Raw genomic sequence first — 25,892 nt, 5'->3', positions numbered from 1 at the left:
CTTGCGCCGGCCGCAACATTCCTCCGCATCCTGGTTGCTCCGGTACCAGCTCTCAACGTGCGACGACCAGTAGGGGTTGTTGGCCTTTGCCCACGAACGACGAGGCAGCCATCAGAGATCCTCCACTGCAGCAGAGAACCCGAAATGGAACGAGAACACACTATGGAAGAGTCGTGCAGGGACCGGATGCTTAAAGACGACCGAGTGATGGCGAGATAAAAGGGCGCAATGTGCGCCGCGGTCGGTCGGTTGTACCGTTTTGAGTTTTCCGCCTACCGCGCAAGGTGCTTGCCTAGGCAACAATGTGCGCGCTGCACGCAACCCACTGACATTCCGCGATCTATCACACATTACCGAGGCTGGCGATGGCTGAGGATCGTGAGTTTTCGCGTACGGCCCGACGACAACTGCTCATCCACTTCACGGCGGGCGCGGCCTCGCGGGCGGGACAATGTCACCTGTTGGCCCGAAGGCGGGGTCATTAGTTATCCCGGATGCGCGCCTTCGGGGAGTCGTGAAGCAAGCGCAAGTCGCGATCCGGCTCGCCTGGACTGTCAATATCGGAAGCGGCCCTGGGTCGCTGGGGCATTCGTCGCCGGACGCGGCCGCGGCGCCGCCGTCGACCGGGAAGCAGACGCCGTATTTTTGAGGAACCGCAATGGCGCGTGACGGTCAGTCGAGCGATCCCGACTTGAACGATGCGGCGATGCTCAATCGCGCGACGCGATCGCAAATCCTCGCTTGATCGCGGTCTGAAAAATAGTCTTCAGAGTGGGGTCTTTCAGCACCTCGTTGCCAGCGTTGAAGCTGGTGACCGGCCGCCAATCGAGGCCAGCCGTTGGCTCGGGCAGCATCGTTGCTTTGAAAGCGTAGGCCGTACGGCCAGGCCGCTCTGAACCGGCGCCTTGCTCAACGAATTTCAGCGGCGGTCGCGCCTGCTGAACATGCTCCGAAATCCGCGTGGCAGCCGCGGAAACTCATCATCCGGTTTCGTCCTATTGCACTTCGGGCAGGGCGCACCGGCGCCGCCACACCGGCAAGCAGATTGCCGGTCCACGGCTGGTTCGGGTGGTTCACACGGACCCAGCCAGTATCGTCGCAAAGGATGCATGCCGGCTCGGTCATCGCATCAGCCTGAACAGTTCGAGCACGTCGGCAAGCCACAACTTGGCACCCTTCGGCATGTGCTGAAGAAGCAGATGCCCGGTATCCGCGGCAATCTCGTCTCGCTTGAGGGGGCTGTTCTCAGCGTGGAACAGCCCCATTTTCTCGGCGAACTGCCGGGCGACCTCTGGCGGGATTTCTAGCGGTTTCCGGGTGATCGGCATCTCCGGAACATAGGGTACCAGAATCCGGTTTTGCGAGTTCCTAGTAGACCAATGACGCATTGCCTTGCGTCGACGAGTTTGCGGTAACTCACCGCACGGGACGAGCACGCTACACGTCTCGGAAACTGCAACACCAGCGCAGAGGCGCTGGTGTTTTTTCAAGCGAACAGATCTTTTCCAGCCGGCGTCATTCTGACGAACGTTCCACTCTCGTGGTAATCGAGCCACTTCATTTGTTCGGACGCGTACTGTAGCCCAGCCCAGTATTCGGCCGGCGTCGCCTTGTCCTCATCAAGCATTGGGCGGTTGATCTTCTCGATGTAGATTCGGCCATCCTGGATTGGCTCAAACGCTCGAGCGTGCTCCATGAGTCTGCGTGCAGCTTTCTCCGGGTCACCGGGTCGGAGTAGGGGCGGTCGCCAATGTATTTCATCGCTCGTTATTTACGGAATTGGCGAGTGCCCCCGGCAATCGTTGGGGGGCCAAGGAGGCAATTGCCGGGGCTCTCTATGCGGCTGGTCCAATGCCAGCCGACTCGCAACTGAGATGCTGCCAGCTTTACAGGAGCATCGCAATCGCAGCGATTGCATCGCAGCGATTGCGATAGGGCAAAGACCCAAGAGGATGATGCCTGTGCGGACGAATGTTTCGGCCATGGCATACCCCGACAGTGCTTCTCATCCTAAGTTAGGTCGGGAAGCCTTCAGGGTGGGACTGCGTGGGATGCCCGGCGGGGGTTATATAATACCAGGTACACCAAGCTTGTTTTTTAAGGAGGCGAGTAGTGATCTGCGTACTGCGCTTAACAAGTTGGGACCTATAGAGGGGCGGATCGCTCAACGGATCTCGGTGGCGGTGTGGCTGGCCGCCCAGATTCGTGATTATAGCGCAAGTAAGACGGTCGGCCCGTCAGAACAGCCGGCGGATACGTTCTTGGAGAGTGTGCGCGGCGTCGAACTGGCACGACACCGCATGCGCTGCAAGATCAAGTAATGCCTGTCGCGCCGTTTCGTCCTTCACCAACTCGGCCGCGTGCTCCGATACCAGGACATCAAGAAAAGACATGAAGGCATTCGAAGTGCGCTCCCGATACCACTTTCTGGCCTCAGGCTTAATCTTCATCGCGTCGGCAATCCAACTCACACCGTCCAATCGAAGGGGCCGACCGGCCGCCGTGGCAAGGAACCCGCAAAATCCCGCAAGGTTGTCTTCATCGCCAGTAAGGCGCCGCTTGGCCCAAGCCTCACAACAGTCACGCATATGAAGGACGAGCGCTGCAGCATGTTTTGGCTTGCTAAGGCTATTCGTTGCACCAAACCCGAGCGCATGCCGCTCGATCTGCTCCGCATGAAACCATAAGCCCTGATTGGCCCAGGCGTCGTTCAGAACGAGCGCCTCGACCATTGGTCGCCAGCGTTTCCCAAATTCGTTGACATCGGTCGTCTCGGAAAGTTGCGAGAAATAAGTCGTGAAAAAGTGCCCGAGCGAGTAATGTCCCTTGGGGCCAAGCGCAAAGATCGGCTGCCATAGTCCCGGTGCGGTTTCCACCGGGCTCTCGAGGGCCAGTCTCGCCAGTTCGTCAATAATGGCGTAGCCATATTGCTGCATCGGCTGGTAATCGTCCCGGTCAGTTTCTCCGCTGCCTAACAACCACCACACTTGATGCTCCCATAATGACGAGACAAGTTGCCGGTGTGTCTCCCATTCCTCGGCGGAAATGGCAGCATCGCCGTCGCGAAATAGCCAAGCAAAAACCAACCCGAGAAAATGCGTCTCAAGACTGCCGGTGAGCCGCCGCCCTTTCTCCTTCGTAAAGCGACGGCCGTCGCTTGCGTATCGGCGTTGCCACCGTATGACCTCCAAACGCTCGACGCGCTTTGCCACCGCCAGCGGATTGATAATTGATGCGGAACCATTTTCAGCCGAAAGGCGGCGTGACCGTAGCCATCGCCGCCACTTGATCCACCGGATTTCGGCGCGATCATCGTCGCCGTACCGTGGTGCAAGCATCTTAAGACCTGACCACAGCAAGGCGACGTAAAGAAGCTGCCACCACCGCGCACCAAGGTGCTCACGGTTGGCGTATCCAGCCCATGCAATGGCGCGCACCGCCACCTCATCGCCGCCCGTCAGCACGCACAACAGCCGTCTATCATTCTCCTGCGATGATGCAGCGGCCCACCGTTCAAAAGCGTAATAGCCTGCAAACTCGATATGACTCGGTGCCGTCAGGAAGTGTGGACCACGTCTCACTTTGTCGTCGGCCACTTCCGCCAACGCCGCATCGACGATGGATTCGGCTTCTTGCGCAACGGCAGCATGTTCTCCCAGCCATGATTTTGCGCGCAGCAAAAGCACCACCGCCGCGGCGACCAGAGGGGCCCTCTTCATATCGTCCGGAAGATCGACGTCCTCGGCGCCGTTCAGCGCCGACATGAGCCCTGCTACACCAGCGGCTTCCTGCTCGGTCAATTGATAGGCGCTGGTGAGCACCTTTCTGCACCGGTCGGGGAACAGCAGGGCTTGATTGCCTCGCGCGTTGCCCTGTCCAAACGATGCAATCGCGACTGCAATGTCTTTGGGATACGATAATTCAACGACGGGCTTGCCTGTCGCGGGATCGGGCTCGACCGTATAGTTGCGGTAGTCGAGCTCCGCGACCAATATCCTGAATTCCAGGGCTCCCTTGTCCGATTCCGGCGACACCCATTGACCGGTCGCGGCAAGGACGAACTCGGCCAAAGGCCGATCCGAAACAATCATCTCCGGTACAAGCGCGCGCAGCCTCATTTGCCGGTAAGGCGCCGTAGCCCAGCGTCTTGCCATCTCGAATACGGCCTCACCGCTTCGCACCCACGCCATGGCATTGAAGCCGGACGCGTTCACCTTGGCGCGATGAAGATCCCACTCGTACATCTTTTGCAGGCCGAGCAAAGGACGTAGCGGGCCCTTGAAGAGGTCAGAATGATGTTTTCCCACACTGACAAGGACGCCAAGTACCGCCACCGAGGAGGTCGCACGCAGGATTGCGTCGACACGGGCCGTGATATCGTGGCCGGCATCGATCAGATCACAAAGCCAGCGCTCCAAGGCTGCGAGGGCGCTGTGGAGTTGCCCAATGAAATTCGAATCTTCGCTAGACCAGGCGAAGACCCAATAGTTGCCAAAATAGGAACGCTCGCTGCCGTCGCTGAAGTGCAGCGTGATAGCGCGAGGCTTCGCTTCCTCATGCCGCTCAACTTCCTGCACCCACCGCTCCGTGCAGAAATCAACGAACTGGTGAAGAAAACCGAGGGCCACATCGGGGTTAATCTGCAGGAAAATGTAGAATGGGCTCTTCCAAGGTGCAGTCGGATAGCCCTCGTTGTCGAATTCACCCCCGAGTTGGCGATCCATATCGCCGCGGCTTCCGTAATCACGCCCCGGTTCGTCTTCGATAAGGCATGCAAACAGCACCTCCCCAGCAACGGCAGGGACGGAGCGCATCAGAGCCTGGAAACCCACGGATCGCAAGACCGCTTCACGAAACCGTCCTTCGATGCGTCTTTGTGCGCCGAGCGGCCACGGCGGAAGCTTCTCTCTGTAGGAGCCGATAGATACCGGTATGTGTTCACGACGCTCTTGCCGTTTGCGGTATTGCGGATCACTGGCAAGGCGTTCCTTATGCGCCTTGGCCTGTTCAAGGTGGTAGGCGCGCACTTGTTGCCGGATATCAGCGCTGACCGGCCGTCGCCCCGCCATCTCAAGGGCCCATTCGGATATCTCGGCCGGCAGATCGGGAGCGCCCGCGAAGGTCGCCTGGTAAATCCGTATCTCTCCTTCGCCGAGGACGGGAATGCCTTTGGCGTGAATGAGTTGCGCTTCCCGGGCGCTCGCCAAAGCAATCGAGGCGAACTCCTCGCGGTAAGGAATTGCGACGCCATTGGCAAACGCCGTCGGCATATTGGTCAGCCAGCGCTCGCATAACCCTGCGATGGCGGGCGAAGTCATCTTGGCCACGCGGTCGCGGTGTTTGACCAGGAAACGCGCCATGGCAGGCCATCGCCCCGGGATCGGCATGCGCATTCGCGTCTCAAGGTAGAGGCTAAGATCACGATAGCGCTCCAACATCTCTGCACTGACGCCGGGAACGGTCGCGATGTACTCAAAGCGGTTGACAAGGCGCAATAAGCGCTCACCGCCGTGCGCAAAAAGCATATCGGCGCGGTCGTTCAGGAAAGTCTCGGCGTTCGGGTCGAGAAAGAGTGCATCAAGCAGCACGTCATCGGCCAGCGGCACGGCTTCGCGGTTCTTCTCGGCTTCTTCAAAGGCGGCATCCCAAGCCGTGCGTGATCCTACCGGCTGGCGTAGAAGAAGCTGCCCCAGCATGCGGAGGGCGCCGTGCCAAAAGGGATTGCCCGCAAAGGGTGTCCATTGCGCTGTATCGCCAGCAATCTCCTTTAATCGCTGAAATCGCGCCCAATCCGCCGCGAGATCGTGCTGAAACTGAATACGCCCACTCGCGTCGTTCCGACGTAACGGACAGGCATCCGGCAAGGTATCGAGCACCGCGACATCGCCGCTCTCAAGCGTGCTGATGGCGAAGCTGTGCTCGAATGCGGCCTCGCGCATGGCAAGCTGAACGAGAAGCCGATGAACGCTTGGCTTCCTGTCTGTCCAGTGAGCCCATAGCCGGTCCGCAATGGCCGTAAGCGACAATGCGCCCCCGCTGCCATCCTTAAAGCTGGCAGCCGCCTCGATCACCCAGGCCAAGGTACGAAGGTTGGCCAGCGCTGAAACCGCATCATCGTGCGTTGCAAGCCATTGTAGCTCTTTCACCGAACGCAAAACCTGCCTTACTGTGGCATCAGGCAGCGCCTTCACTTCATGATTTTTCGGCGTCGCGCCGGTGGCCAAGGCTTGAATCGTGCCACCGATCCACGCCTCGGTCTGACCGATGATCACCACTCGCCACGTCGCTTTGGCGTCCGGGGCATTCTTGCTGATCAATGCCGCGATCAGAGCCTTAGCCTTGCGTGCTCCAGTCTCGCTGATGTGTTCGGCCGCATCGATAACAAAAACGTTCTCCGCGCGCGCGGAGGCATGAAGTATCTCCACAAGCGGGTGTGCAAGTCCCATACCTACGCGCGCAGCTTCACTCAGCGCGGGTTCCAACGTATCAGGGCCGAACCACACCTGCTCGGCATCCGGAAATCGTTCGTCCAGCATCGCCTTGACGAGAGCCGATTTGCCGACGCCCGACTCCCCGAAGACAACACATTCGGCTTCCGTCCCCATTGCGGCAACGGCGGCACTCACCTCGTCACCGCGATCGATCGATATCCCCGACGGTAATGATGTCTCGACTATCGCTCGATAGTCCAAGGTCAATGCGCGAAGCCGGGTCCAAGAGCCGCTGTAGTCGGGATGATCCTTAAGAACGAAAGCGACACGGAGTTGGCGCCACATCTCGGACAGATCCAGTGTCCCGCCGCCCAGACGCGTGTTTCTGGCTAGAGCGATCAGCGTCTCCCATAGTTTCTTGCCGTCGGTCTGGCTGCCGCTGACGAGCAGCGAGCGTGCCTGACGAATGGCGCTGGCCTCGTCTTTTGAAAGCGCAATGTGAAAATCGAGGGGCACGACATCGATAATGCGGATCATCGCAACAACATCGCTGTCGCTTACGTTCACGCCCGCACCCGTGGCCGGCTTCTTGACGCTGTCGAAAACCGCGCGATGCTTGGCACTGGCGCGCATCCGCCCGAGGGCCAGCGCATCATCGGCGCCACCGGCTGCACTCTTAAGTTCGCTCCATGTCGCCATGAAGGCGTTGTTCTGTCCGCGCGTTACCAGGAGCAGACGATCGTTGCCTCGCTGCATTGGGTTCGGATCGGGTTTGCCCCATTGTTCCCAGCACCGTCCGACAAAATCGGCAGGCAGAGCCGATGCCGTGACCTGCACATTACCCTTGCATGAGATGGCAAGATACCGCCGATCATCCTGCGGTACCTGTGTGGTCAGCAGAATGTCGTCGATCGTCCAATGCAGCGCTTCGACCTGCATTTGAAGCCGCGTCGCCGTACCCTCAACGGAGGGCAACACTTCCCCTGTGAGCGCTTTCAGAAGCAGCCATGCCGCGACCCTATCCTCAAAGTCAAAGCCGGGCCCAGCCGTCGACCGCGTCGTGCTTGGCCGCGTCTGCTTCTTGGCTTTCTTCGCTGGCCGTTTCTTCGCGGCCTTAGTGGCTTTTGGTGTCGGCTTTTTGGTCACGGCAAATGAGCTTGGGTTATGATTCGGTATCTTGCGTGCAACTCTAATTCACAACAATGCATCTCTGAGGCCGTAAGTATTGTTCTTGATATGTTCAGAACGTAACGGCTAGTTTGGCAGCGATGCGGCCGCTGACCGTTTGTGCCATGGTGGATGCCCCCCTTGTTGGAATGCAATGACCAGGATCGCCGATGCCGAAGAACTTTGGAAGCGTAGCCGCTCGGGCGCCCGCGCTGGGCGGGGCTTCCGCTTTCAGGATGCCGCCGCGGCCACTGCGGCAGTTCTATGCTGGGCGGGACGCATTCGGGGCAACGCGGTGGTGCCCGAGGGGTTCGACGACTTCGTCATCGAGTCCGGCGACGGCGAACTCTATGTCCAGACGAAGTCGAAGACGAGCGATGATCGAGAATTCTCGACCGCCGACATCGCCGCGGTTCTTGCGAACCCACCGCTCCCTTTTTTGGAGGCCGAACCGGGTAAGGCGATCAGGGCTGTCCTGATCGACAGGAGATTTGGCGGTCAATCCTTCGAGGACTGGGATTGCCGAATTGCGGGTGACCCAGCGCTGGCCGCAAGGTTTCAGCCGTCGATCGCCGCAAACATAGTCGATACGGGCATAGTCAGTCAGATTTTATCCCACGGCACATTCATTACGTGGATCGCACCGGTAGACCTGGCCACGCGCGTAATTGCCGAGAAAAAGAAGGTGCCGCTGGCAGCCGCCCGAAGCTGCGCGCACAGCCTTATCGCACTCATGGGCAGCAGAGCCGATTTCAACGCATCGGCGACTTTTGAGAAGCGCGCCCGCGTTACGGCCGGTGAGGTGGATAAAGAGATCGATAGCGTCCTGTCCCTCATCGACTGGAGCGCCATCGAACCCGCATTCCGTAGCGGCGTCGCTGAGCACATAGATTTCGGCACGCCCACCCTTGAGTCTGCTTACTACCTCGGCGTATCAACCCAGGCTGGCCACGTTGCCGCCGGTCTTACGTTTCCTCGCAATGCCGAGGTTAACGCCGTCATAGAAGCCGTCTTTAGCAACCGGCGTGTGCTGATCACGGGCCCATCCGGCACCGGCAAAAGCGCTGTTGCCCTGATGGCCGCGTTTGAGACCCGCCATGCGTTTCGATGGATACAACTCCGAGGATCGACAACAGACGTTTATGAAAGCTTGCGACGGAGCCTGTTTGCGCAGGCGCCGACCGCGTCCAGCCCGGTCGTTCTCTTTCTGGATGACGCAGGTGGGGCGAGCGCTCCGCCGTGGAAATCTGCGGTCGATATCAGCCTTTCTATGCCGCACGTGTTTGTTGTCGTCACGGCGCGCGAGGAAAATCTAGCGATCCTGCCCGGGATCGAGCACTTCACCAAAATCCGACCCGAGCTAGACGCCGCGTTTGCCGAGGCAATGTGGCGCCAGCTTAAGGAGGAAAATGCGACGGGCTGGTTGTCATGGCAGGAGCCGCTTGAACAATCGCAGGGCTTGTTGCTCGAATTTGCCCATATTCTGACGCAAGGCCGACGCCTCAGTGAGGTGGTCTCTGATCAAGTGCGGCAACGGCTCAACGAAAAGCGTGATCACGAGTTCGAAGTGCTGAGGCTCACAAGCGCAGCCGCTTCATTAGGAGCCAGTATCAGCACAAAGCTCCTTGCGGATCATTTGAAGCTAACGCCGGCTGAATGCGCGCGCGCCTTGCAGCGGCTGATCGACGAGCACCTCATTCGCCGCACCGGAGAGAACGATATCCTTGGCCTGCATGAACTCCGATCGCAATGCATTTTCGAATCATGCCTTGCCCTGGCGCCGGGGAGTGCCGCCGATGCACGCCAGGAAGCTCTTTCTGTGGTCAGCGCAGGAGGGCTCCGGATACTGACGGCTGCAGCCATGCGGTTAGGGCAGCTTACGGAGGTCGAAATCGTTTCGGCAGCCGTCAAACGGTTGCAGGCTAATCAAGAGCCGCCTGTCCTTATCGGCGCGCTTGAGGGGCTTAAGTTATGCGCACTTGATCGGGACGCTGATACATTCAAGAGAATTGCCGACAAGAGTGGGATTGAACCGCGCTTTTATTTCCTGATCGCCGTCGTGATGGTGATGGGCGATGAGAAGTATGAAGAAGGTCCGCTCGGCAGGCTCGCGAACGTGCGAGACGAATTTCAAGCCAATCGTGGCAAGGATTTTCGCCGTGACCTTCTGTCGGCGATTGATGATACCCTCTTTCAGAACATTCTTGCCCGTATTGATTCCTATGATCTGACATTTGCGCTGTTGCGGTCTTTGGCTGGCCTGGATCTGGGCAGCAAGCTTGCCCTATTACGTGTGCTGTCGGCAACGCTAGAGAGCGTCGATCTTTCCGAAGCCGCTGCGGCGCTCATGATTGCCGAAGACATCTCGATAGACCTTGTGCAGCTGATGGTCGCCGAGCTTGGGGGCGGTGACGCGTTGATCGACAAGCTGTGGCGGTCTACGCCATGGGCGATCCGTCCCATATTGCGTCAGGTGGATGATGGTGCTCAGGAGCTAGAAGCCGATCTTCTGGCTGTTGAAGGTGAATTAGCGCAAAAGCCCGACCCGATCGTATTCGAATATGCTTCCCGCATACTGGCGCTGTGTCCGGACGCCCAGCGCGTAACGTCGCGCCCTGTTCAGATGACCGGGCTGCCAGTCACAATCAACGGCTTCTCTCACGGGGTGAAGAGCTTTCCTCGCCGGAACAGTTCAAGCCAGGCGACCATTACATGGAATCGCCTCCTGCTCTATGCCGTGGCGCTTCGGTACGAGGCTGGCTCGACGACCGATGGCATGCATCGCCTCAAGGAAAGTGTCGCTATCGCGGCCGGCCAGTTGGCGCTCCACGCCGATCGGAGATGCCGAGGACGTAAGCTTACCTCGCGTAAGGAGGCCGAATTGAAAGCCTTGGACCTACTCCAAGACTTTTTCCCACGTCTTCCAACGGACAAGCCAGAAGTGGCGCTTGGCCTGAACACGAATCCCGAACTATCCAATCCGACGGGCGAGCTTATCCGCGATGTCGTGGCCGCGTGCCGGAAGATGTATGACCCGAAGGTTGATGGTTATCTCCTCGCATCCGATATGGAATCTCTCGCAAAGGGTGCAAGGAAAAGTCGGGAGGATCGCCGTTGGTCTTACGTTGGCGGTGCACCGGATGACGCTCTAACCCAGATCGAGGAAACCGCAGATAAGCTCTGTATGATTTTTAGTGCCCTCAGTAAGCAGGGAGGAGTCCCGGCGTCTTTGATACTCATGCCGTCGCACCAGACTTGGCCGAAGGGTGTGGGACTTAGCAGAGCTTTCGAGAGGACCAACGCGCAGCGCACGCGCAAGTTTTCAGAAACCAAGGAGCGGCTTGACCGGGAACTGTCCACCGGGAACATGAAGGTGCTTACCACGGTGGGGGTCTCGTCTCCGGGTAAGAACGCGTGGCCTGATTGTGAGGCGGCCATGCTTGTAGAATGCGAAACTTATCTTGAGTTTCTAGGATGGATTGCATCGCACGTAGCCGCGCTTCAAGCCGAAAGTCAGCACTTGAGTTCCTTGATGATTGCCCCCCTGATAAACGGAAGAGCGATTGTTTCCTGTGCGATGCAGGTGCTGTCTTCGGTAGGCCTGCTTCCGGCGCGTGAATTTGAATCGAGGTGGTGCGGGAAGCTGGACGCTGCTTGCTTCAAAGGAGTAGCACTACAGGCGTTTGAAGACGCGTTTGGCAACATGCTTTCCTTTTACGCCGCGCGGGAATTGTTGAGCGGAAAGGAGTTGCACGACGTGGAGCTCCAATATATCCAGCGCGCCGGTCAAACATCGCAGAGCGCTTTCGACCGGTTTCGGTCCATCGTTTCCGAGAAGCCATCCAAAATGAGCGCTCTAAGCGTTAGTTTTCTTGCTGAGTTGAATACTATATTTACCGCCGAAGATAGGTCCGCAGATGCAAGGCCGGCTGTCGATCTTGCACGGCGACTGCTGTCAGGATTTGCCGACGGACAACAACCGACCAGCCTGACAGATATTCAGAACGCCATCCTCGGTGTTCGCGTTACCCTTGTCGACTTCGACATGAATGAACTTCCAGGTGATGCCTAGTGGTGCTGGATATGCCGAAAGACAACGCGTGGACCTAGAGCGCGTCACCGATGGTTTGAGATAGCAATGCCGACGATGGAGTCCGCGTCAGGTACGACGGGGAGATGCCTGGTATGTTCGAGAATAAGTCTGCCGATAGCCCGCTTCACGTGCACAAGAAGCGCGTGCATCTGGTCGTGATTGAACGTTAGCGGCTTTTCCGGCTGAGCCATGTCAGTCATGACCTTGAGCTTTGCATGTTCGGACGCCGTGACAACGCCACCGTTGTGAATGATCGCCTGCGCAGGGTGCGGAGATCGCCCATTTCGTCGATCCTGATAGCATTCGGTTCAACACCGCGAATGCGCGCTATGCGAGGCCTCGTCTCTTCGTCCCATGTCGCAAAGATGAATACCACGATCGCCCAGCAGACCTGCTGCTCGTTGAAGCCAGCCTCGGAATTGACCTTCATGAATTCATCCGCCCGAATGATGCGATGATGCAGCACGTCGGGACTGCTGGGATCATCTTCTACACTCGCCCAGGTAATGACGGGTTGGCCATCGACAATGCGGCGGTTGGTAGGCCGTTGCACCCGGGGCATCTGCCGCTCGATACGCGCCTTGTTTCCCTGAAATCCGACCAAGCAATCGCAATAGACACCGACCTGCCGGTTCACGAAGTCTATGAATTCGCGCAGGACATCGAGTTCAGCCTTTATCTTCCCGAGATCCATCCTCCATTCTGTCAGCAGCACGCGATTCCTGCGACCCATAACAACTATTGGGGGCATCCGGCTTCGCCGGAAACGGGCTCTATTCGCTTCGCTCACCGAGCCTCTGTTTCGCACAAGGCTACGCAGGGTCTCGGCCCTTCGGGTATCTAAGGTGACTGAGCTGGATGTGGCCATGGAGGCCGCCCGCAGGCACTAAGACGACGAGCGTATGTGGCGGACGCGAGTGATCCAGTCACGGATTCTGCTCCGCGCAAAGCCCTGAGGCGCGACAGCCTCTGCGACCTGTCTGACGAGGTCAGATGCCCGGTGCGTAACTGCGAACGCCCCGGTGTCCTTCATCTCCGACGCAAACTGCTCCGAGTCGTTTGAGCTGTAGATGATCACAGGCGTTTCGCTGCCGCGTTCTCGCAGCCGTCTTACGAGGGTCTTGGCTGCGTCGGGATCACCTGGGCGAGACGAGTCAGAGATGATTGCGTCGTACTGCACTTTCGAAATGTCGTTCAAAGCCTCGTCAGTATCCACGACCATGTCAATCGTGAAGCCAAGTCCTTCAAGTGCCCTCATCTCGAGGACATTGTTTGTCGGTTGATCGTCTACCCAGAGGAGGCGTCGTCGATCGGTCGAATGATGAGGGGTCAGAAGCAGACGCGCAGCAAAATCCGCGGCGCTCAGCGACTTTCCGACTGATTGTGGGAGATGCCGGATTTGGGAAGGCTCATTGGCTTGTTTTGTCAGGTCGGCGCTCACGACCGCTTCCTGGACGCTGCGCTTTGCCGTTCCCTCGAAGCCAAAGGCCTTGAACGACCCCTCAGATATATTGGAAAGAAACTGTTTGAAGGCGTCGGCAAACCACCAGACAATAACCAAGACGACAGCCGGCCATGCAAATGCTCCTACGAGCTTGGCGACCGCCTCAATAAGGCGAATGAAAGCGTCCATAGAAACCCCCCGGGAGCCGCAGATTACCAAGGGTTGTGCGAAAGACAATCTCGCGGCAAAGCCCCCATTGAAGGGGCTTGGCGCTAGTAGGCTATCGCATCGTCCATCTCGGGCTCGCTGCGCTGCCGATCGGTCTCCGTCTCCTGCTCGGGGAAAGCCGCCGTTGTGAATGCGGCGAAGCTATCTGATCCACCTCGGAGATCCCGTCGCATCGGGCGGCGGCGCCGCCGCGGGAAAGGTTGATCCCATCGGCGTACGGCGTCGGCAGCATAGTAAGCTTGTCGTTAGTGGAAGCGCAGTATCGATCTCATTTGCGTTAGCTTTCGACGGACACGGGCACGATTGCTCTTTCGGACAGCGGCTGGCCAATCACTAGGAAGACGTGTCGTCATCTAGGCGTCGCAGGGCGAATTCGATAGAGCCAAACCTGGGGTAGGTGGTCCTTCACGGTAGCTGCTCAGTTCTGGGAGATGTAACCAAAAATTTCCGGAGTACGTTTGCTAGCTAATCCTGTCTTGGCGCATGCTGTGTGGAGCGTTGGTCGTTGATATTTCAACGTGCCCTGCCTGATTTTGATTCCTGAAATGAGGTCCAATCTCGCCGGTCCGCGAACCGGTCCGCAGGCGAACACGCCATCCTGGTAAGCTATTGATCTCATTGGTGGGGCCGGCAGGACTCGAACCTGCAACCAGACCGTTATGAGCGGCCATTCTCGCGCAGGTTTAAAAAGATCAATAAAATTAACTAATTACAGATTTGCATTTTCTGGCCAAAATGCAAATCGTGGTGTTTTGTCTCGTTTCGTTTGCATTCGTGCATTTTCATTTCGTGATCATCTTGCGTGTCAGCAATATCGCTTGCGTTCTAGTGGTGTCCCATCGCCCTCGTCTTTTCTAGGGCCCGAGCCCAGTTCGGGCCAAGCTCGCCTCCCGCGATAAGCCGTTCAAAGTCGGATTGCGTCTTAGGCCAAGCTTCATGCTGCGTCCGCACTGTCCAGGCGTTGTGAATGGATCGCTTCTCAAAGCTCTGACGGAGAGCCCTTAGTCGCAGCCGAATTGAGCCGCGATCGTTGCAAGCTGGACACACGCAACTTGCAAGCCAATTTCGATCTGCATCATTTAGCAATTTTCTAGGTGGGCTACTCGCTTTCCTCCAAGTGATGACTCGTTGGCTCTTCAGGGGAAGGAAAATCGAGCCATATCCAGCTGCCTGTCGCCAGCCAATAGAATCCGCCGAGTCGGCTCCGAAGTGCGCAACTGCCGGAAATGTCCTAGTGCCGCCAGCACCGAATGCGTGGATCTTCGCTTTTGGAAAGGCTCGCTTGATTTTCAAAAGAGCAGTGGCAATGAAAATCTCTGCCCCGATCCTCAAGACATCCCCACTAAGAAATCTATGCTGAAGCAACGGGACTATCCCGCCAAGCCCGATCCACGAGGGCTGTCGGTTCGTTCTGGCAATTAACTCAATCGAGTATTCAATTTCGCGGTCAGTCCGCCCATGAACGACGGGCATAATGATCTTTTGCCGAAATCTATCTTCCAAAAACCTGTAGCTTCGGAATGATCGTACAATTTTGTGGCGCCGATCATTTTCGGTATCGGACGCTACAGGAGGAAAATCGAGGCTCACATAAACGTCGGCACTGACCTCGTCGATCAGCTGCGCCACAGTGGAGGCAGTCCATTTCGCCTGTGGATTATTCAACAGGGCGAAGCCTCCGGAATCCAGCATTAGTGGGCCTGTCACTCCGAGTTTCCGGCGTAAACCTCCATTGAAGTGGGTCTTCACCAAAGAAGGACGTCTGATCGCGCACCCGAGGCTTGTAAGAAAATTGCTGTCTCGAAGTTCTGGGTACGAAGAACAGAGGCTGCTCGTGTCTACACTTTGTCCGAGCCAGACAACGGGCTTTTCTTGAGTGCGTCGCATTATGGACCAGCGCTTAGTCTGTTGTCCTCAGATCACCGATCCGAGACTCGAATGCAATTTGCGTGCGAGCGTGCGTTTCAGGGGGCTGGCCGAAATCGGCAATCGAATAGAGAACCTTCTTCTCTCGCGTGGTACGCTCGATCTTGTCCAATCGCTCCGGATCCATCAGCAACGAATTGCTCACCGTGCCTGCAAGTGGCAGCAGGGTTTTGTGTTCATATTCAGGAGACGCCAGATGGTAGACGGATGACTCTGGGGGAAGGTCGCGCCACCTTATCGAGTCGACGTAGTGCGTGTCACACAGACAATTGACGATTTGTACTTTCCTGCCCGCGCGGTGGGCGCCCTTGACATAGCCAACCAGCAACTCCGTGAAAAAGTCTCGCCAAAGTCCGGTGAGCGGCATTCCCGTATCGCGCACGCGGTCGGTCAAATGGATATCGTATTCCTGTATCCATTCGGATGCCTCTAAGAGCCCATACAGCCCGGACATGATCAGTACGCAAAGTTTATGTTGGTTATTCGCGTAGTAATGATCCCACGCGCGGTTGTCGATTTGAGTATAGCTCTTTCCAGAGTACCGCTGGTATGCAGGAAGGTAGGAAGCCCCGTTGGCCTCTTCTACTCCTCCGAAGTCAGGTCCTCGTTGAAGACCTCTATTTGCGCTCTCGTGAAGCCGGTTCTCGGCAGTTTCGAAGCCGTTATCGATGCCGGCATCTTTCAGAAGTCTAAAAACCTGCGTTCTGTTCGAAAGCAGCTTGTCCCGCACTGATTTATCGGAAATCCAATTGGCCGCTCCGGGGCCGCCATACGCCTTATCACCACCCGTCCGCTTCGCATGCGAACACGCGATCAGCAAAAGACGGTCAGGCAACTTGCTGTCGGAATCCGACTTAAACGCTGCTATCGCTGGCCCCAGGGCGCTGTGAAGGGATCTAACTATTTCAATGATTATGTTGGCGAGCCGCGACTCGTCGTCCTTCGTGGGAATGAAGTCTGTGTGAGTGCCTGGTATTACTCCGTGCCTACGGTCGTCAGAGCTGTACAGCTTGACATCATGCGGAGCGCACACCCCATCATTTTCGATCTCGATGTGAATTTGTTTGGGACCGTTTATCCCTTGTTCTTTCGCAGCCTCGATCGCCTTTTTATAGCGACCGAAGACAAACTCACCATCCTTGACCTGCTGGACCTTCTCCGACAACAGAGCGCTGAACGGCTTGCTCCCGTAGTGAAGCACGCCTTGAAGGCCGCAAAGGGGGGAACCTACCGTGATTACCCCCCGCGTTTTTTGGAGCCACTTCTTCTCTGCAGGGTCCTCCAATAGCCGTAAGCAAATTTCGCGAGCTACGAGCCCGCCCATACTATAGCCAACGAGAAAGACGGGGTCTGAGCTTGCGTGCTCAGCCTTGATTGTAGTGAGAATTTGGTCGGCGCTGCGTGTTATGTCCGCGAAGCTATTGTATTCGGCACTGTAGGTGAGACTTTTGACCTCGAAGCTCCCGAATGCGGGAGCGACTATTTGAGGAACATACTTCCAATGCTCTTCTCCGCCTCGGAAGCCGTGGATGAATACGATTAGTCCAGTCATTGTTTACCGCACGTGGTTTGCGCCAAATTGCGCTCGATGTATCTGGTTGGCGAAGCAGGGCCGTCAAGGAGGAGCCTGTCCTAGCAGGGGAAGATATCCGTCACTCTGGCAAATGGCTGTCGCTTCTCGCTGTGATGTCGCGCCTTCGCAGCGATGATCCGCCCCAAATCGAGCCGTCGATTAAGGGCGAAATAGATGTCGGTCCCGTCCATCATGATGAGACGACGTGCCGTGAATGCGTCGAAGCTTTCCACTGAGAAGCCACCGTAGCTGACATAAAGCCCTCGCGTCCAATCGGGGCGCTCGAACAACTTACCCTGGAAACCGTGAAGCATGTTCGCGTCAGCCGGCTTATTGTGCCACTTGGCTTCGACGAGATAGGTTGCACCGTCGTGCTGGAAAGAGCCGTCGATCTGTTCACCGTTGGTTCGGAACGATGCGCGTGCGTCAAGACCCCACGTATCGAACCAGCTTTTTAGAAATCGCTCGAACGCAAAGCCACGTTGCTGGGGAGCCTCTTGCATCTGGGTTAGCGCCATGAACTCGGTCTCCAATGCGCCCAGTCTGTTCTCGCTCGGGAGGATCAGTTTCGCCGGCGATACCGGGGGGGCAATTATCGGATCGGCAGCAAGCGGTCGTCCGCCTAATCTCACGATCAGCGCGCTGAGCCTGGCTCTGCCTTGCGGTACTTTCTCCTCGTCGCCGCGCTCCATGCGCTCCGTCTCACGAATCTCCCACAGAGCATGCATTGCCTTAATAATCGCATTGGTCTGACCGACCTCCAAAAAGGCCCACAATCGCTTGCCTTTCGAATTGCCGTGTATGGCGTAAGCCTCGTCGTAGATGTCGATGCCGATATCCTGCGAGAAGAACGATGCGAAGGTCTTGTTGCTAAAATTGAGTACGTAGCCACCATACATCCCAAACAGGCTGTCGATGAGCTTCAATTCGACTGTAGAAAGTTTTGCCATCGCAGGGACCTCAATTTCGCGATGTGGACGCCAATTAGCCCGAACTAATGTCAGCTTCTAATTGCTTTATGATTCTGCTTGGAGTTGTATCAAGCGCTCGCGCTAACCGAAAGAGCATGACGATGGTCGGCGATTTCAGTCCTCGTTCGATCTGACTCACGTAGGTCCGGTGAATAGCCGCGCGTTCCGCTAGCTCCTCCTGCGAGAGCCGAGCAGATTTCCTTAGCGACGCAATGTTTCTTCCGAATGCTACGTTGGGGTTTTTCACACCCCGATAGTCTTGGCTTGAATACTAAAGAGCTACAGACTATAGTATTCAAGCATTCTCAGAATGCCGGGGCCATCAGGTGGATCAATCAGCGAGCGACTTTTCAGACAGTACGCCATTGAGGTTAGAGGCCGCGGTGAGGCTTGCCTTTCCTGCAGGTGGGATCACCGTCGCAGGCCTTAGGAGAGAGATCGCGAAGGGACGACTCGAAGTCGAACTTATTGCCGGAAAGCTATTCACTACACTCGGTGCCATCGCTCAAATGCGCGAGCGATGCCGCGTGATCCCAAAGAAGCTGTCGGGCAGGGATGTTGAACGGTCGAGTAATGTGAGCGCGACGGATGCTGGCGAAATTGCTCTGGCCAACTTGTTAGCGCTCGTCTCGAATAGAACTGAGTCACCGAGGAGCCGAAGCCGTCGCGGTAAAGTACATGAATAAGTAAAACACAACTAAAGAATGCTGCGCCGTTTCCGAATAAGTTGGCGGAACGAACGATGAACCAATCTGGTCCCCAAACTGGTCCCCTGAAAACTGGAAATTCCTAAGTCATTGATTTTATTGGTGGGCCCGGCAGGACTCGACCCTGCAACCAGACCGTTATGAGCGGCGGGGCCAACCTGATCTCGTAAAGGGCAGGGCTCTTATTCAGCGGTTGGGCCAAAAGGCACCTTTATCCACGAAATGCACCTCAATTCGTTCTTGGCCTCAGTAACCCATTGAAATCGCATCAAATGCGAACGCCCTCCGAGCGCACCACACCTCAGCTGATCCTTGAAATCGCTGGACTTTTCGGAGCATGGCCGCTCGCCGGCTATGCCGGCCCGTGCCTCCGGAGGCAGGTCCGACGAGTGCAGGCGGGTGACGTGGAGGTGCAGGTCGATGCGGTCATGTAACACCGGTCAGGTAGATTCGCGGATGCATGGCCTTACCGGTTTGGTGTTGCCGACCGAAGCCGACCGCTTTCCCCCAATCGCGCGGCTGCAAGCTTGCCTTACCGGAGCGCCTGATGATCTTTGCGAGCTACGCCTACCGTGTGGTCTCCAACTTCGTGTTCCTGGGGCTGGTCTATTTCACGCTGAACCTTCTGGAGAAGTACGAGCAGCGCGCGACGGTCGCAATTCTGGTCCTGGTCTATGCGGCGATGCACGCCTTTTCCGGGCTGCGCTCGTTCTATTTCTTCCAGCGCATCGAGCGCCTGGAGGGCGAGACGCGACGGCTCGCCGCGGCGGCCGGCGAGGGGCCCAATGCTGTCGCCTCGCGCAGGCAGATCGTCGCCAATGTCACCGCGCTCAGGCATGCCGGCGAGATCAAATCCTATATCGATATCTTCTTCCTGGCGCTGGTGATCCTGCTCTGCGTCGCCAAGATCGTGGCCAGCTAGGACCAATCCACATTCAGGATTCCCATAGCTGAATGATGCTGAATCAATGCGTTCCGGACGTTTTGATTCGGAGCGTGCTGATGGGTGTGAAGCGCTATGAGCTAAGTGATGCGCAATGGGCTCGGATTGCGCCTCTGCTGCCAGGCAAGGTGGGCGATCCCGGCCGCAGCGGTGTCGACAATCGCCTGTTCGTGAACGGGGTTTTGTGGGTTCTGCGGTCCGGCGCCTACTGGCAGCACCTGCCGGAGCGCTACGGCAAGTGGAAGAGCGTACACGCGCGTTTCACCCGCTGGGCCAAGGCTGGCGTTTGGGAGAAGGTGTTTGCCGAGCTGATCAAGGATCGCGACAACAAATACCTGATGCTCGACACCACTCTGGTTCGTGTCCACCAGCAGGCTGCGAGCGGAAAAGGGGGGCCAAAACTCAGGAACTGGGGCGTTCCCGAGGTGGTTTGACCACCAAGATCCACATGCTCTGCGACAGCCTCGGTCGGCCGCTGCGCTTCATGCTCACCGCCGGACAACGACACGACAACCTCACCGCAAAAGCCCTGCTCGAAGGCTTCAAGGCCGAGGCCGTGTTGGCCGATAAGGCCTACGACAACAATGATCTACGCACGACCATCGCGGACATGAACGCCGAAGCGGTAATCCCCTCAACCCGCTCTCGTAAGATCCCCATCCCGCATGACGAGACGATCTACAAGCTACGCAACCGCATCGAGCGTTGCTTCAACAAGCTCAAACACTTCCGCCGCTTTGCCACGCGATATGACCGACGAGCAGACTACTTCCTCGCATTCGTCCACCTCGCCGCAATCTGCATTTGGCTCCGCTGAATGTGGATTCGTCCTAGATCACGTCAATCAGGCACGCGCCTGCCGGTCGCCGCCGCCTCGGCGCGCGGCGTACGCTTCTTCACATTATTGGCGACGTGGACTGACGCGTTGTCGGCAGCCGGCGGCGCGACATGCAAGGGCGCGCCGTGGCCTCGGCCGTGCGCCGGGGCGGGCCCCTGATGCGCAGCCTGCTTCGGATGCCTGGCCTGGCGCGCGGAGAACGCCTGCGCGCGCGATACGCCAACGCCAATTGTCGTACGCTGCACGAGGCGGCGATTGGCCGCCGATCGAGCTGCGAGCAGGGTCAGGTCGAGCGCTTCGGGAACGCGGAACACGTCGGGCGCCGGGACCGGCAATGTCGGGACGGATGCGAACGGCGCAAGCTGGGGCTGCGGCCACAGCGTGCGGACGGGCATCGCGACCCGGGTGCGCTGTGCGTGGTCGAGGATGTCGGCATCGCGCCAATCCATGTCGGCAAACACCGGGGCAGGCAGCGCCCGCGTCGCGGTGAACACGAAGTTCGGAATTTTGGGCCAGCGCGTGGTCGCCACCGTCTCGGTCGGTGGATGCAGGTACCATTGCTGCGGCTGGGTCGGCGTCGCCGGGCGATCGGGCGTTGCAGGCACGACATGAACGATCCGGTAGCCGCGCTCCTTCAGCGTGTTGAGGATGCGCGGTAGCGCCGCAACGGTGCGCGGCTGGATGTCGTGCAGCAGCAGGATGCCCTTGCGCTTGGCTTCGATCCGCTGGATCGCGAGGTCATAGACCCGCTGCGGCGAGATGTGGCGCCAGTCGTCCGCCGGGAAGTCGGCGCTCCAGACCTGGATGCCCTGGGACGCCAGATAGGCCTCCGGGATCTCGGCGCGCATCAGGCCGGGGATCCGGAAGAACGGCGCGAGCTTGCTCTTGTCGCCGTTGAGGGCGGCGAGCGTCGAGGCGATGCCGTCGTCAACCTCCTGCCGTACCTTCTCGAGCGGCATCTTGTTCATCGTCAGCGGATGGTTCTGGCTGTGCGTGCCGACGGTATGTCCGGCCGCGATCAGCTTGCGCACGCCCTCCGGATTGAACCGGGCCTGGGAGCCGATGGTGAAGAAGGTCGCCTTGACGCACTGGCTGGCGAGAATGGCGAGCACCTGGTTGCTGTATTTAGGCAGCGGTCCGTCGTCGAAGGTCAGCACCACTTCGTGATCGGCGAGCGGCAAGGTCTCCGGATACTGCATGGTGCCGATCCGGGGATGCTCCTTGGGATCGACGACGAGGGTCCGCGAGGTGCCGAGTGCGTTGGGGTTAGGGCAGTCTGCGGCGAGGGCGGCGTACGGAGTCATCAAGCCGCAGCCCAGCAGCGCCGCGCGGACCACGGTCCGCGACCGCTTCCGGATCATCACCAGGACGTTTGCAATCATCGAATCTCGGCCGCATTCCAAACGCACTGACGAATCCTTAGGTGCGGCGCCATGAATGCCGCCTTAACGGTCTGTAATCCACCTAGCGTCCCGGGTTCAATGTGTCCGGTCGGACACGGTTTTCAGCGCCGCCGGGACGACGTGGACGACGTGGTATTTATGCTCCTGCAGGTACCTCAAGAAGGCGGGCAGCATCTCGGCTGTCCGCATTTGCGGGTCATGCAGCAGGACAATTCCCTTGCGGTGGCCTTCGAGCCGCCCGGTGAGCAGCTTCAGTTCCTCCTCGGGGGTCATCTTGTTCCAATCGCTGGCCCAGAAATCGGCTCCGAACACCGCGATACCGCGCTTTTCCAGGTGGTCCAGCAGGGCGGGTGTCGATTCGAAATAGGGGAACCGGAAGAACGGCGTGCTCGGAATCTTGCTCTCGGTGCCGCGCAGGGCCTTCTGGACCGCTTCGATCCCCCGGTTGATGTTCGCCTCGGCCTGATCCGGCGGGAGTTTGTTGAGATGCGGATGGTCCCAGCTGTGATAGCCGATGGTGTGGCCGAGGCGCGCGATCTTGCGGACCATATCGGGATGATCGGCCGCGTTGCGGCCGACCATGAAGAAGGTTGCCTGCACGCATTCAGCCGCCAGCGCCGTCAGCACCTTGTCGGTGACCCCCGGCGTCGGTCCGTCGTCGAAGGTCAGCACGACCTCGCCATCCCTGAGCGGCAGGGTCTGCGGAAAGCTCTTCAGCCCGACGCGCGGATAGGTCGCGGGGTCGACCTCGAGTACACGTGAGGTGCCGAGCGCGTCCTTGCGCTGGCATTCGGCGGCGTGCGCCGAGCCGAACAGTGCAATAGGCGCGAGCGCGACCAGCGCCGCGAAAGCCTTCCGGAGCGGTCGCGGTGCGCTCGACATCTTTCTCATTGCACTGGGCCCCACCGATTAGGTAATCCGTTCCGCACTCATCCAACCAGTTTTTCCCCTCCTGTCAAACCGGCGAAACACGGCATGGCCGAGAATTTCGACGTTGCCGAACCCGCCGAGGCCGATCCGCTGGCCCGGATGCCGATGCGGGACGAGGAGGGCGAGCTCCGCGGCGAATTCGTCGCGGCGATCACCCGGGCCATCCACGCCGCCGACCGGCCGTTGCTGTGCGAGGTGGTGGCGGAACTGCACGAGGCCGATCTCGGCGACCTGATCGCGGCGCTGGAGCCGGACGACCGCGTCACCCTGGTCGAGATCACCGGCACCGATTTCGACTTCTCGGCGCTCAACGAAGTCGACGAGACCGTCCGCGAGGAGATCCTCGAGGAACTCGAGCCGGAGACGGTTGCCGAGGGCGTCCGCGAGCTCGAATCTGACGACGCCGTCGAGCTCCTGGAGAGTCTCGACGAGGAGGACCAGGAAGAGATCCTGGAGAAGCTGCCGGCGGCCGAGCGCGAGGACATCGAGCGCAGTCTGCTGTACCCGGAGAATTCCGCCGGCCGGCGGATGCAGACCGAGTTCATCGCGGTGCCGCCAGATTGGAATGTCGGGCAGGCGATCGACTACATGCGCGACACGCCGGACCTGCCGGATCGCTTCTACGAAATCTATGTGGTCGATGCCGACAAGCACCTGCTCGGCGCCGTGCCGCTCGACGTGCTGCTGCGCGCGCGCCGCCCGGTCCCGATCAAGGATCTGATCGACGAGGACCGTCGCCGGGTTTCCGCGCTGGAAGACCAGGAAGAGGTCGCGCGGATGTTCGGCAAGTACAACCTGGTCGCAGCTCCCGTGGTTGACACCATCGACCGGCTGGTCGGCGTGATCACCATCGACGACGTCGTCGACGTGATCGAGGAGGAGGCAGACGAAGACTTGAAGGCGCTCGGCGGCGTCACCAGCGACGAAGAGCTGTCCGACACGGTGTGGACCATCGCCCGCGGCCGCTTCAACTGGCTCCTGGTCAATCTCGCTACCGCGTTCCTGGCCTCGTCGGTGCTCGGTCTGTTCGAGGGCCAGCTCGAGAAGATGGTGGCGCTCGCGGTGCTGGCGCCGATCGTGGCGAGCCAGGGCGGCAATGCCGCGACCCAGACCATGACGGTCGCGGTGCGCGCGCTCGCCACCCGCGAGCTCGGCCCGTACAACGCGATGCGGGTGGTGCTGCGCGAGACCATGGTCGGGCTCGTCAACGGCATCGCCTTTGCCGTCATCACCGGCGTTGCCGCGGTGGCGTGGTTCAAGATCCCCGGCCTCGGCATCGTGATCGGGCTTGCGATCATCTGCAATCTGGTCGCCGGCGCGCTCGGCGGCATCCTGATCCCGATGGTGCTGGAACGGGTGCGGGCCGACCCCGCGGTCGCCTCCGGCACCTTCGTCACCACCGTCACCGACGTGGTCGGCTTCTTCTCGTTCCTCGGCATCGCCACGCTGTGGTTCGGCCTCAAGTAACGCGCTCGCGGGTAGGGCGGCGCATGGTTCGGGCGCGAGCCGCGCCGGGCCGCTTATCGTTAATCCGAACTTAACGCGCTTCATCGATGATGCCGCTATCTCCAAGGGGCCATCACGGGGGCCATCATGCAGCGGTTGCGGCTCAAGGCGGACGGACGGATCGTCGAATTGCGCGACGGGCAGGAAATCCCGCTCGTGCCCGCACATCCCGACCGGGCGGCGATGCAGCCTGCGGCCGCGCAGCCGGCCGTACGCGATCTGCGCCGCCGGGCCCAGCTCACCCAGCTGGAATTCGCCGCCAAGCTCGGCGTGCCCGTGGAAACCATCCGCAACTGGGAGCAGGGCAAGCGCGCGCCACGCGGACCTGCCCGCGCGCTGCTCGCCGTGATCGCCCATTCGCCGGAGACGGTGTTCGCCGCGCTGTCGAGCGAGCCGACGGCGGCTTGAGCGGGTAGGGCGCGCTCCATCATCGCTGCAATCTCGGTGTCGTCCCTGCCTAGTGCGCAATTGCGCACGGGAGCAGGGACCCATACTCCGCGGCCTGTGTTGTGAACGGGACTCGTCGTTCAACCATCCCGCGACAATGCCGATCTGTGGTGGTCCCTGCTTTCGCAGGGACGACAGCGAGTGTGTTGCACGACCGGGAGTCAAACTTTCGCATTCTCGCGACATGATCTGCCCGAGCTTTGCTTTTTGTTCCGCCCTCTCTTGAACAGAGGGCGCAGGGAAAGCCGGGTGCCGATCGCACCCATGGGCCCCGAGCAAAAGGTAGAAAGCTCGGGGGTAGGACCACAGGTGTAACCGGAAACAACCCGGCTTTCCCTGCGCGATGGGTTACGGCTTATACGTGCTCTCCCCGGCGAGACTGGGCTTTTTTGTCGCCGCCCTCGCAAACGCTTGCGCACTTTGCGAGAGGACACCTGCCGCTAGGGCGTCAGGCCTGCACGATTTCGCCGTCCGCATCATGCGCACTCGTCAGTTGCGCTTGCCGCGTCCTCCGCATCTCACCGCAACACCCGTGACGATGCGCAGCGCCCCTCGATCGGGTGAGACGCGTTATTCATACACTGAGTTGCGCTTCGGATAAAGCGAAATATTTTTGCTTCGGAGGCTTGACCTGTCGGGCAACTCAGTGATCGGCAATTTCCGGGCAGCCTTGCCGCGAGCGCCAATCCGCGTGACACGTCTGGCCATATCAGGCGTTCAAGCATCCATCACCCGCAGCACGGCTGTTTGGCTTTCGGTGCGCAGCAGGATTGTTGTTCCTGGAGCCATCGGTCGCGCGGCTTGCAGCTCGACGGACGCGCCGAGAGATAGACGCGGATCGCCGCGTCGCCGGCATCCATGCGTTCGGCGCGATAGATCTGCATCGGCCGAACACCGTCGCTCACCTCGAACGTCAGCCGGGCTTGCGGGTCGAAGCCGACGGCCTCGTCGACCTTGCGGATGATCGCAAGAAATTTTCCGGCCGGCATGTGACCGCGGTTTTCCTCCTCGATGTCCCAGAGCTGAATGAAGGTCTCGCTCCAGCTCTCCGGGTTCGCGCCGCAATCGAGCGCCCTGAACGAACCGGTCTTGACTTCGGTCACGTGGTAGCTGGGGCGGACGTCCCGGCCGTCGTAGCTGAAGATCAGCGGTTTCTCCTTGTGCGCCTCAAGGCCGGAAAGGAGGGCCGCGGATGACAGCTCTTCCACCGGAAGCAGGGCGCCGACGATCGAACGGGTATTGGCAAGCGTGTCCATGGCTGCTATCCTCATTTCAACGATTGTTG

The 25,892-nt window shown here is 59.1% G+C and carries 16 protein-coding genes and 1 pseudogene; 5 read left to right on the top strand and 12 right to left on the bottom strand.

The features are described from left to right. Positions 1-1,121: 1,121 nt before the first annotated feature. Positions 1,122-1,328: a hypothetical protein gene (locus tag ACVW1B_RS16335; RefSeq protein ID WP_456821798.1), complete on the bottom strand. Its 207-nt coding sequence runs from the start codon at positions 1,326-1,328 to the stop codon at positions 1,122-1,124. A gap of 909 nt (positions 1,329-2,237) precedes the next feature. Continuing rightward, complete coding sequence (locus tag ACVW1B_RS16330) at positions 2,238-7,577, bottom strand: hypothetical protein (RefSeq protein ID WP_456821797.1); 5,340 nt, start codon at positions 7,575-7,577, stop codon at positions 2,238-2,240. Positions 7,578-7,752: 175 nt separating this feature from the next. Here ACVW1B_RS16330 and ACVW1B_RS16325 point away from each other — a divergent pair, with 175 nt between their 5' ends. After that, positions 7,753-11,670 (top strand): AAA family ATPase, encoded by a 3,918-nt coding sequence (locus ACVW1B_RS16325; RefSeq protein WP_456821796.1) that lies wholly within the window; start codon positions 7,753-7,755, stop codon positions 11,668-11,670. Between the two features lie 217 nt (positions 11,671-11,887). On the opposite strand, the gene ACVW1B_RS16320 is transcribed toward ACVW1B_RS16325, so the two are convergent. From ACVW1B_RS16320 to ACVW1B_RS16290, 7 genes and pseudogenes are all read right to left on the bottom strand, one after another. Beyond that, complete coding sequence (locus ACVW1B_RS16320) at positions 11,888-12,406, bottom strand: hypothetical protein (RefSeq protein WP_456821795.1); 519 nt, start codon at positions 12,404-12,406, stop codon at positions 11,888-11,890. A gap of 171 nt (positions 12,407-12,577) precedes the next feature. Then, entirely contained in the window at positions 12,578-13,324 is a 747-nt protein-coding gene (locus ACVW1B_RS16315) for a response regulator (protein WP_456821794.1), read from the bottom strand. 864 nt (positions 13,325-14,188) lie between these two features. Continuing rightward, positions 14,189-15,250: a hypothetical protein gene (locus tag ACVW1B_RS16310; RefSeq protein ID WP_456821793.1), complete on the bottom strand. Its 1,062-nt coding sequence runs from the start codon at positions 15,248-15,250 to the stop codon at positions 14,189-14,191. 13 nt (positions 15,251-15,263) lie between these two features. Then, positions 15,264-16,454 carry a peroxide stress protein YaaA gene (yaaA, locus tag ACVW1B_RS16305; RefSeq protein ID WP_456823038.1) on the bottom strand — a complete coding sequence of 397 codons (1,191 nt, stop codon included), beginning with the start codon at positions 16,452-16,454 and terminating at the stop codon, positions 15,264-15,266. 45 nt (positions 16,455-16,499) lie between these two features. After that, a pseudogene (locus ACVW1B_RS16300) lies at positions 16,500-16,841 on the bottom strand (esterase/lipase family protein); the annotation flags it as partial. Between the two features lie 80 nt (positions 16,842-16,921). Beyond that, entirely contained in the window at positions 16,922-17,812 is an 891-nt protein-coding gene (locus ACVW1B_RS16295) for a restriction endonuclease (protein ID WP_456821792.1), read from the bottom strand. Positions 17,813-17,846: 34 nt separating this feature from the next. Next, positions 17,847-18,080, bottom strand: coding sequence for a helix-turn-helix domain-containing protein (locus ACVW1B_RS16290; RefSeq protein ID WP_456821791.1), 234 nt, complete (start codon positions 18,078-18,080; stop codon positions 17,847-17,849). A 1,007-nt stretch (positions 18,081-19,087) separates the two neighbouring features. Here ACVW1B_RS16290 and ACVW1B_RS16285 point away from each other — a divergent pair. Next, positions 19,088-19,462: a hypothetical protein gene (locus ACVW1B_RS16285; RefSeq protein WP_456821790.1), complete on the top strand. Its 375-nt coding sequence runs from the start codon at positions 19,088-19,090 to the stop codon at positions 19,460-19,462. An 80-nt stretch (positions 19,463-19,542) separates the two neighbouring features. After that, positions 19,543-20,300 (top strand): IS5 family transposase gene (locus tag ACVW1B_RS16280; RefSeq protein WP_256558577.1). Its coding sequence is split into 2 segments (ribosomal slippage): positions 19,543-19,879 and positions 19,879-20,300, totalling 759 coding nucleotides; the frame shifts between segments, so codons are not numbered across the junction. A gap of 23 nt (positions 20,301-20,323) precedes the next feature. Here the strand turns inward: ACVW1B_RS16280 and ACVW1B_RS16275 are convergent. Beyond that, positions 20,324-21,703 (bottom strand): polysaccharide deacetylase family protein, encoded by a 1,380-nt coding sequence (locus ACVW1B_RS16275; protein ID WP_456821789.1) that lies wholly within the window; start codon positions 21,701-21,703, stop codon positions 20,324-20,326. 96 nt (positions 21,704-21,799) lie between these two features. Further along, positions 21,800-22,615, bottom strand: coding sequence for a polysaccharide deacetylase family protein (locus ACVW1B_RS16270; protein WP_456821788.1), 816 nt, complete (start codon positions 22,613-22,615; stop codon positions 21,800-21,802). 84 nt (positions 22,616-22,699) lie between these two features. Between ACVW1B_RS16270 and mgtE the strand changes: the two genes are divergently transcribed. Both mgtE and ACVW1B_RS16260 read left to right on the top strand, forming a co-directional pair. Continuing rightward, the gene (gene mgtE, locus ACVW1B_RS16265) at positions 22,700-24,121 is read left to right on the top strand and encodes a magnesium transporter (protein WP_253608311.1); all 1,422 of its coding nucleotides are present in this window, start codon (positions 22,700-22,702) and stop codon (positions 24,119-24,121) included. Between the two features lie 126 nt (positions 24,122-24,247). Beyond that, the gene (locus ACVW1B_RS16260; RefSeq protein WP_253608312.1) at positions 24,248-24,568 is read left to right on the top strand and encodes a helix-turn-helix domain-containing protein; all 321 of its coding nucleotides are present in this window, start codon (positions 24,248-24,250) and stop codon (positions 24,566-24,568) included. Between the two features lie 767 nt (positions 24,569-25,335). On the opposite strand, the gene ACVW1B_RS16255 is transcribed toward ACVW1B_RS16260, so the two are convergent. Continuing rightward, on the bottom strand, positions 25,336-25,863 hold the full coding sequence (locus tag ACVW1B_RS16255; protein WP_057020840.1) for a DUF6428 family protein: 528 nt from the start codon (positions 25,861-25,863) through the stop codon (positions 25,336-25,338). Positions 25,864-25,892 lie beyond the last annotated feature (29 nt).

The organism is Bradyrhizobium sp. USDA 4502 (genome assembly GCF_054063355.1).
Note: the sequence above shows the minus strand (reverse complement) of the source record. Positions and strands in the feature narration are given on the sequence as shown.

Coding starts and splice junctions, on each gene's coding strand:
- ACVW1B_RS16335 (WP_456821798.1), bottom strand. CDS start 1,328: ATGCCGATCACCCGGAAACCGCTAGAAATCCCGCCAGAGGTCGCCCGG.
- ACVW1B_RS16325 (WP_456821796.1), top strand. CDS start 7,753: ATGACCAGGATCGCCGATGCCGAAGAACTTTGGAAGCGTAGCCGCTCG.
- ACVW1B_RS16315 (WP_456821794.1), bottom strand. CDS start 13,324: ATGGACGCTTTCATTCGCCTTATTGAGGCGGTCGCCAAGCTCGTAGGA.
- ACVW1B_RS16310 (WP_456821793.1), bottom strand. CDS start 15,250: ATGCGACGCACTCAAGAAAAGCCCGTTGTCTGGCTCGGACAAAGTGTA.
- ACVW1B_RS16295 (WP_456821792.1), bottom strand. CDS start 17,812: ATGGCAAAACTTTCTACAGTCGAATTGAAGCTCATCGACAGCCTGTTT.
- ACVW1B_RS16285 (WP_456821790.1), top strand. CDS start 19,088: ATGATCTTTGCGAGCTACGCCTACCGTGTGGTCTCCAACTTCGTGTTC.
- ACVW1B_RS16275 (WP_456821789.1), bottom strand. CDS start 21,703: ATGATTGCAAACGTCCTGGTGATGATCCGGAAGCGGTCGCGGACCGTG.
- ACVW1B_RS16270 (WP_456821788.1), bottom strand. CDS start 22,615: ATGAGAAAGATGTCGAGCGCACCGCGACCGCTCCGGAAGGCTTTCGCG.
- mgtE (WP_253608311.1), top strand. CDS start 22,700: ATGGCCGAGAATTTCGACGTTGCCGAACCCGCCGAGGCCGATCCGCTG.
- ACVW1B_RS16260 (WP_253608312.1), top strand. CDS start 24,248: ATGCAGCGGTTGCGGCTCAAGGCGGACGGACGGATCGTCGAATTGCGC.
- ACVW1B_RS16255 (WP_057020840.1), bottom strand. CDS start 25,863: ATGGACACGCTTGCCAATACCCGTTCGATCGTCGGCGCCCTGCTTCCG.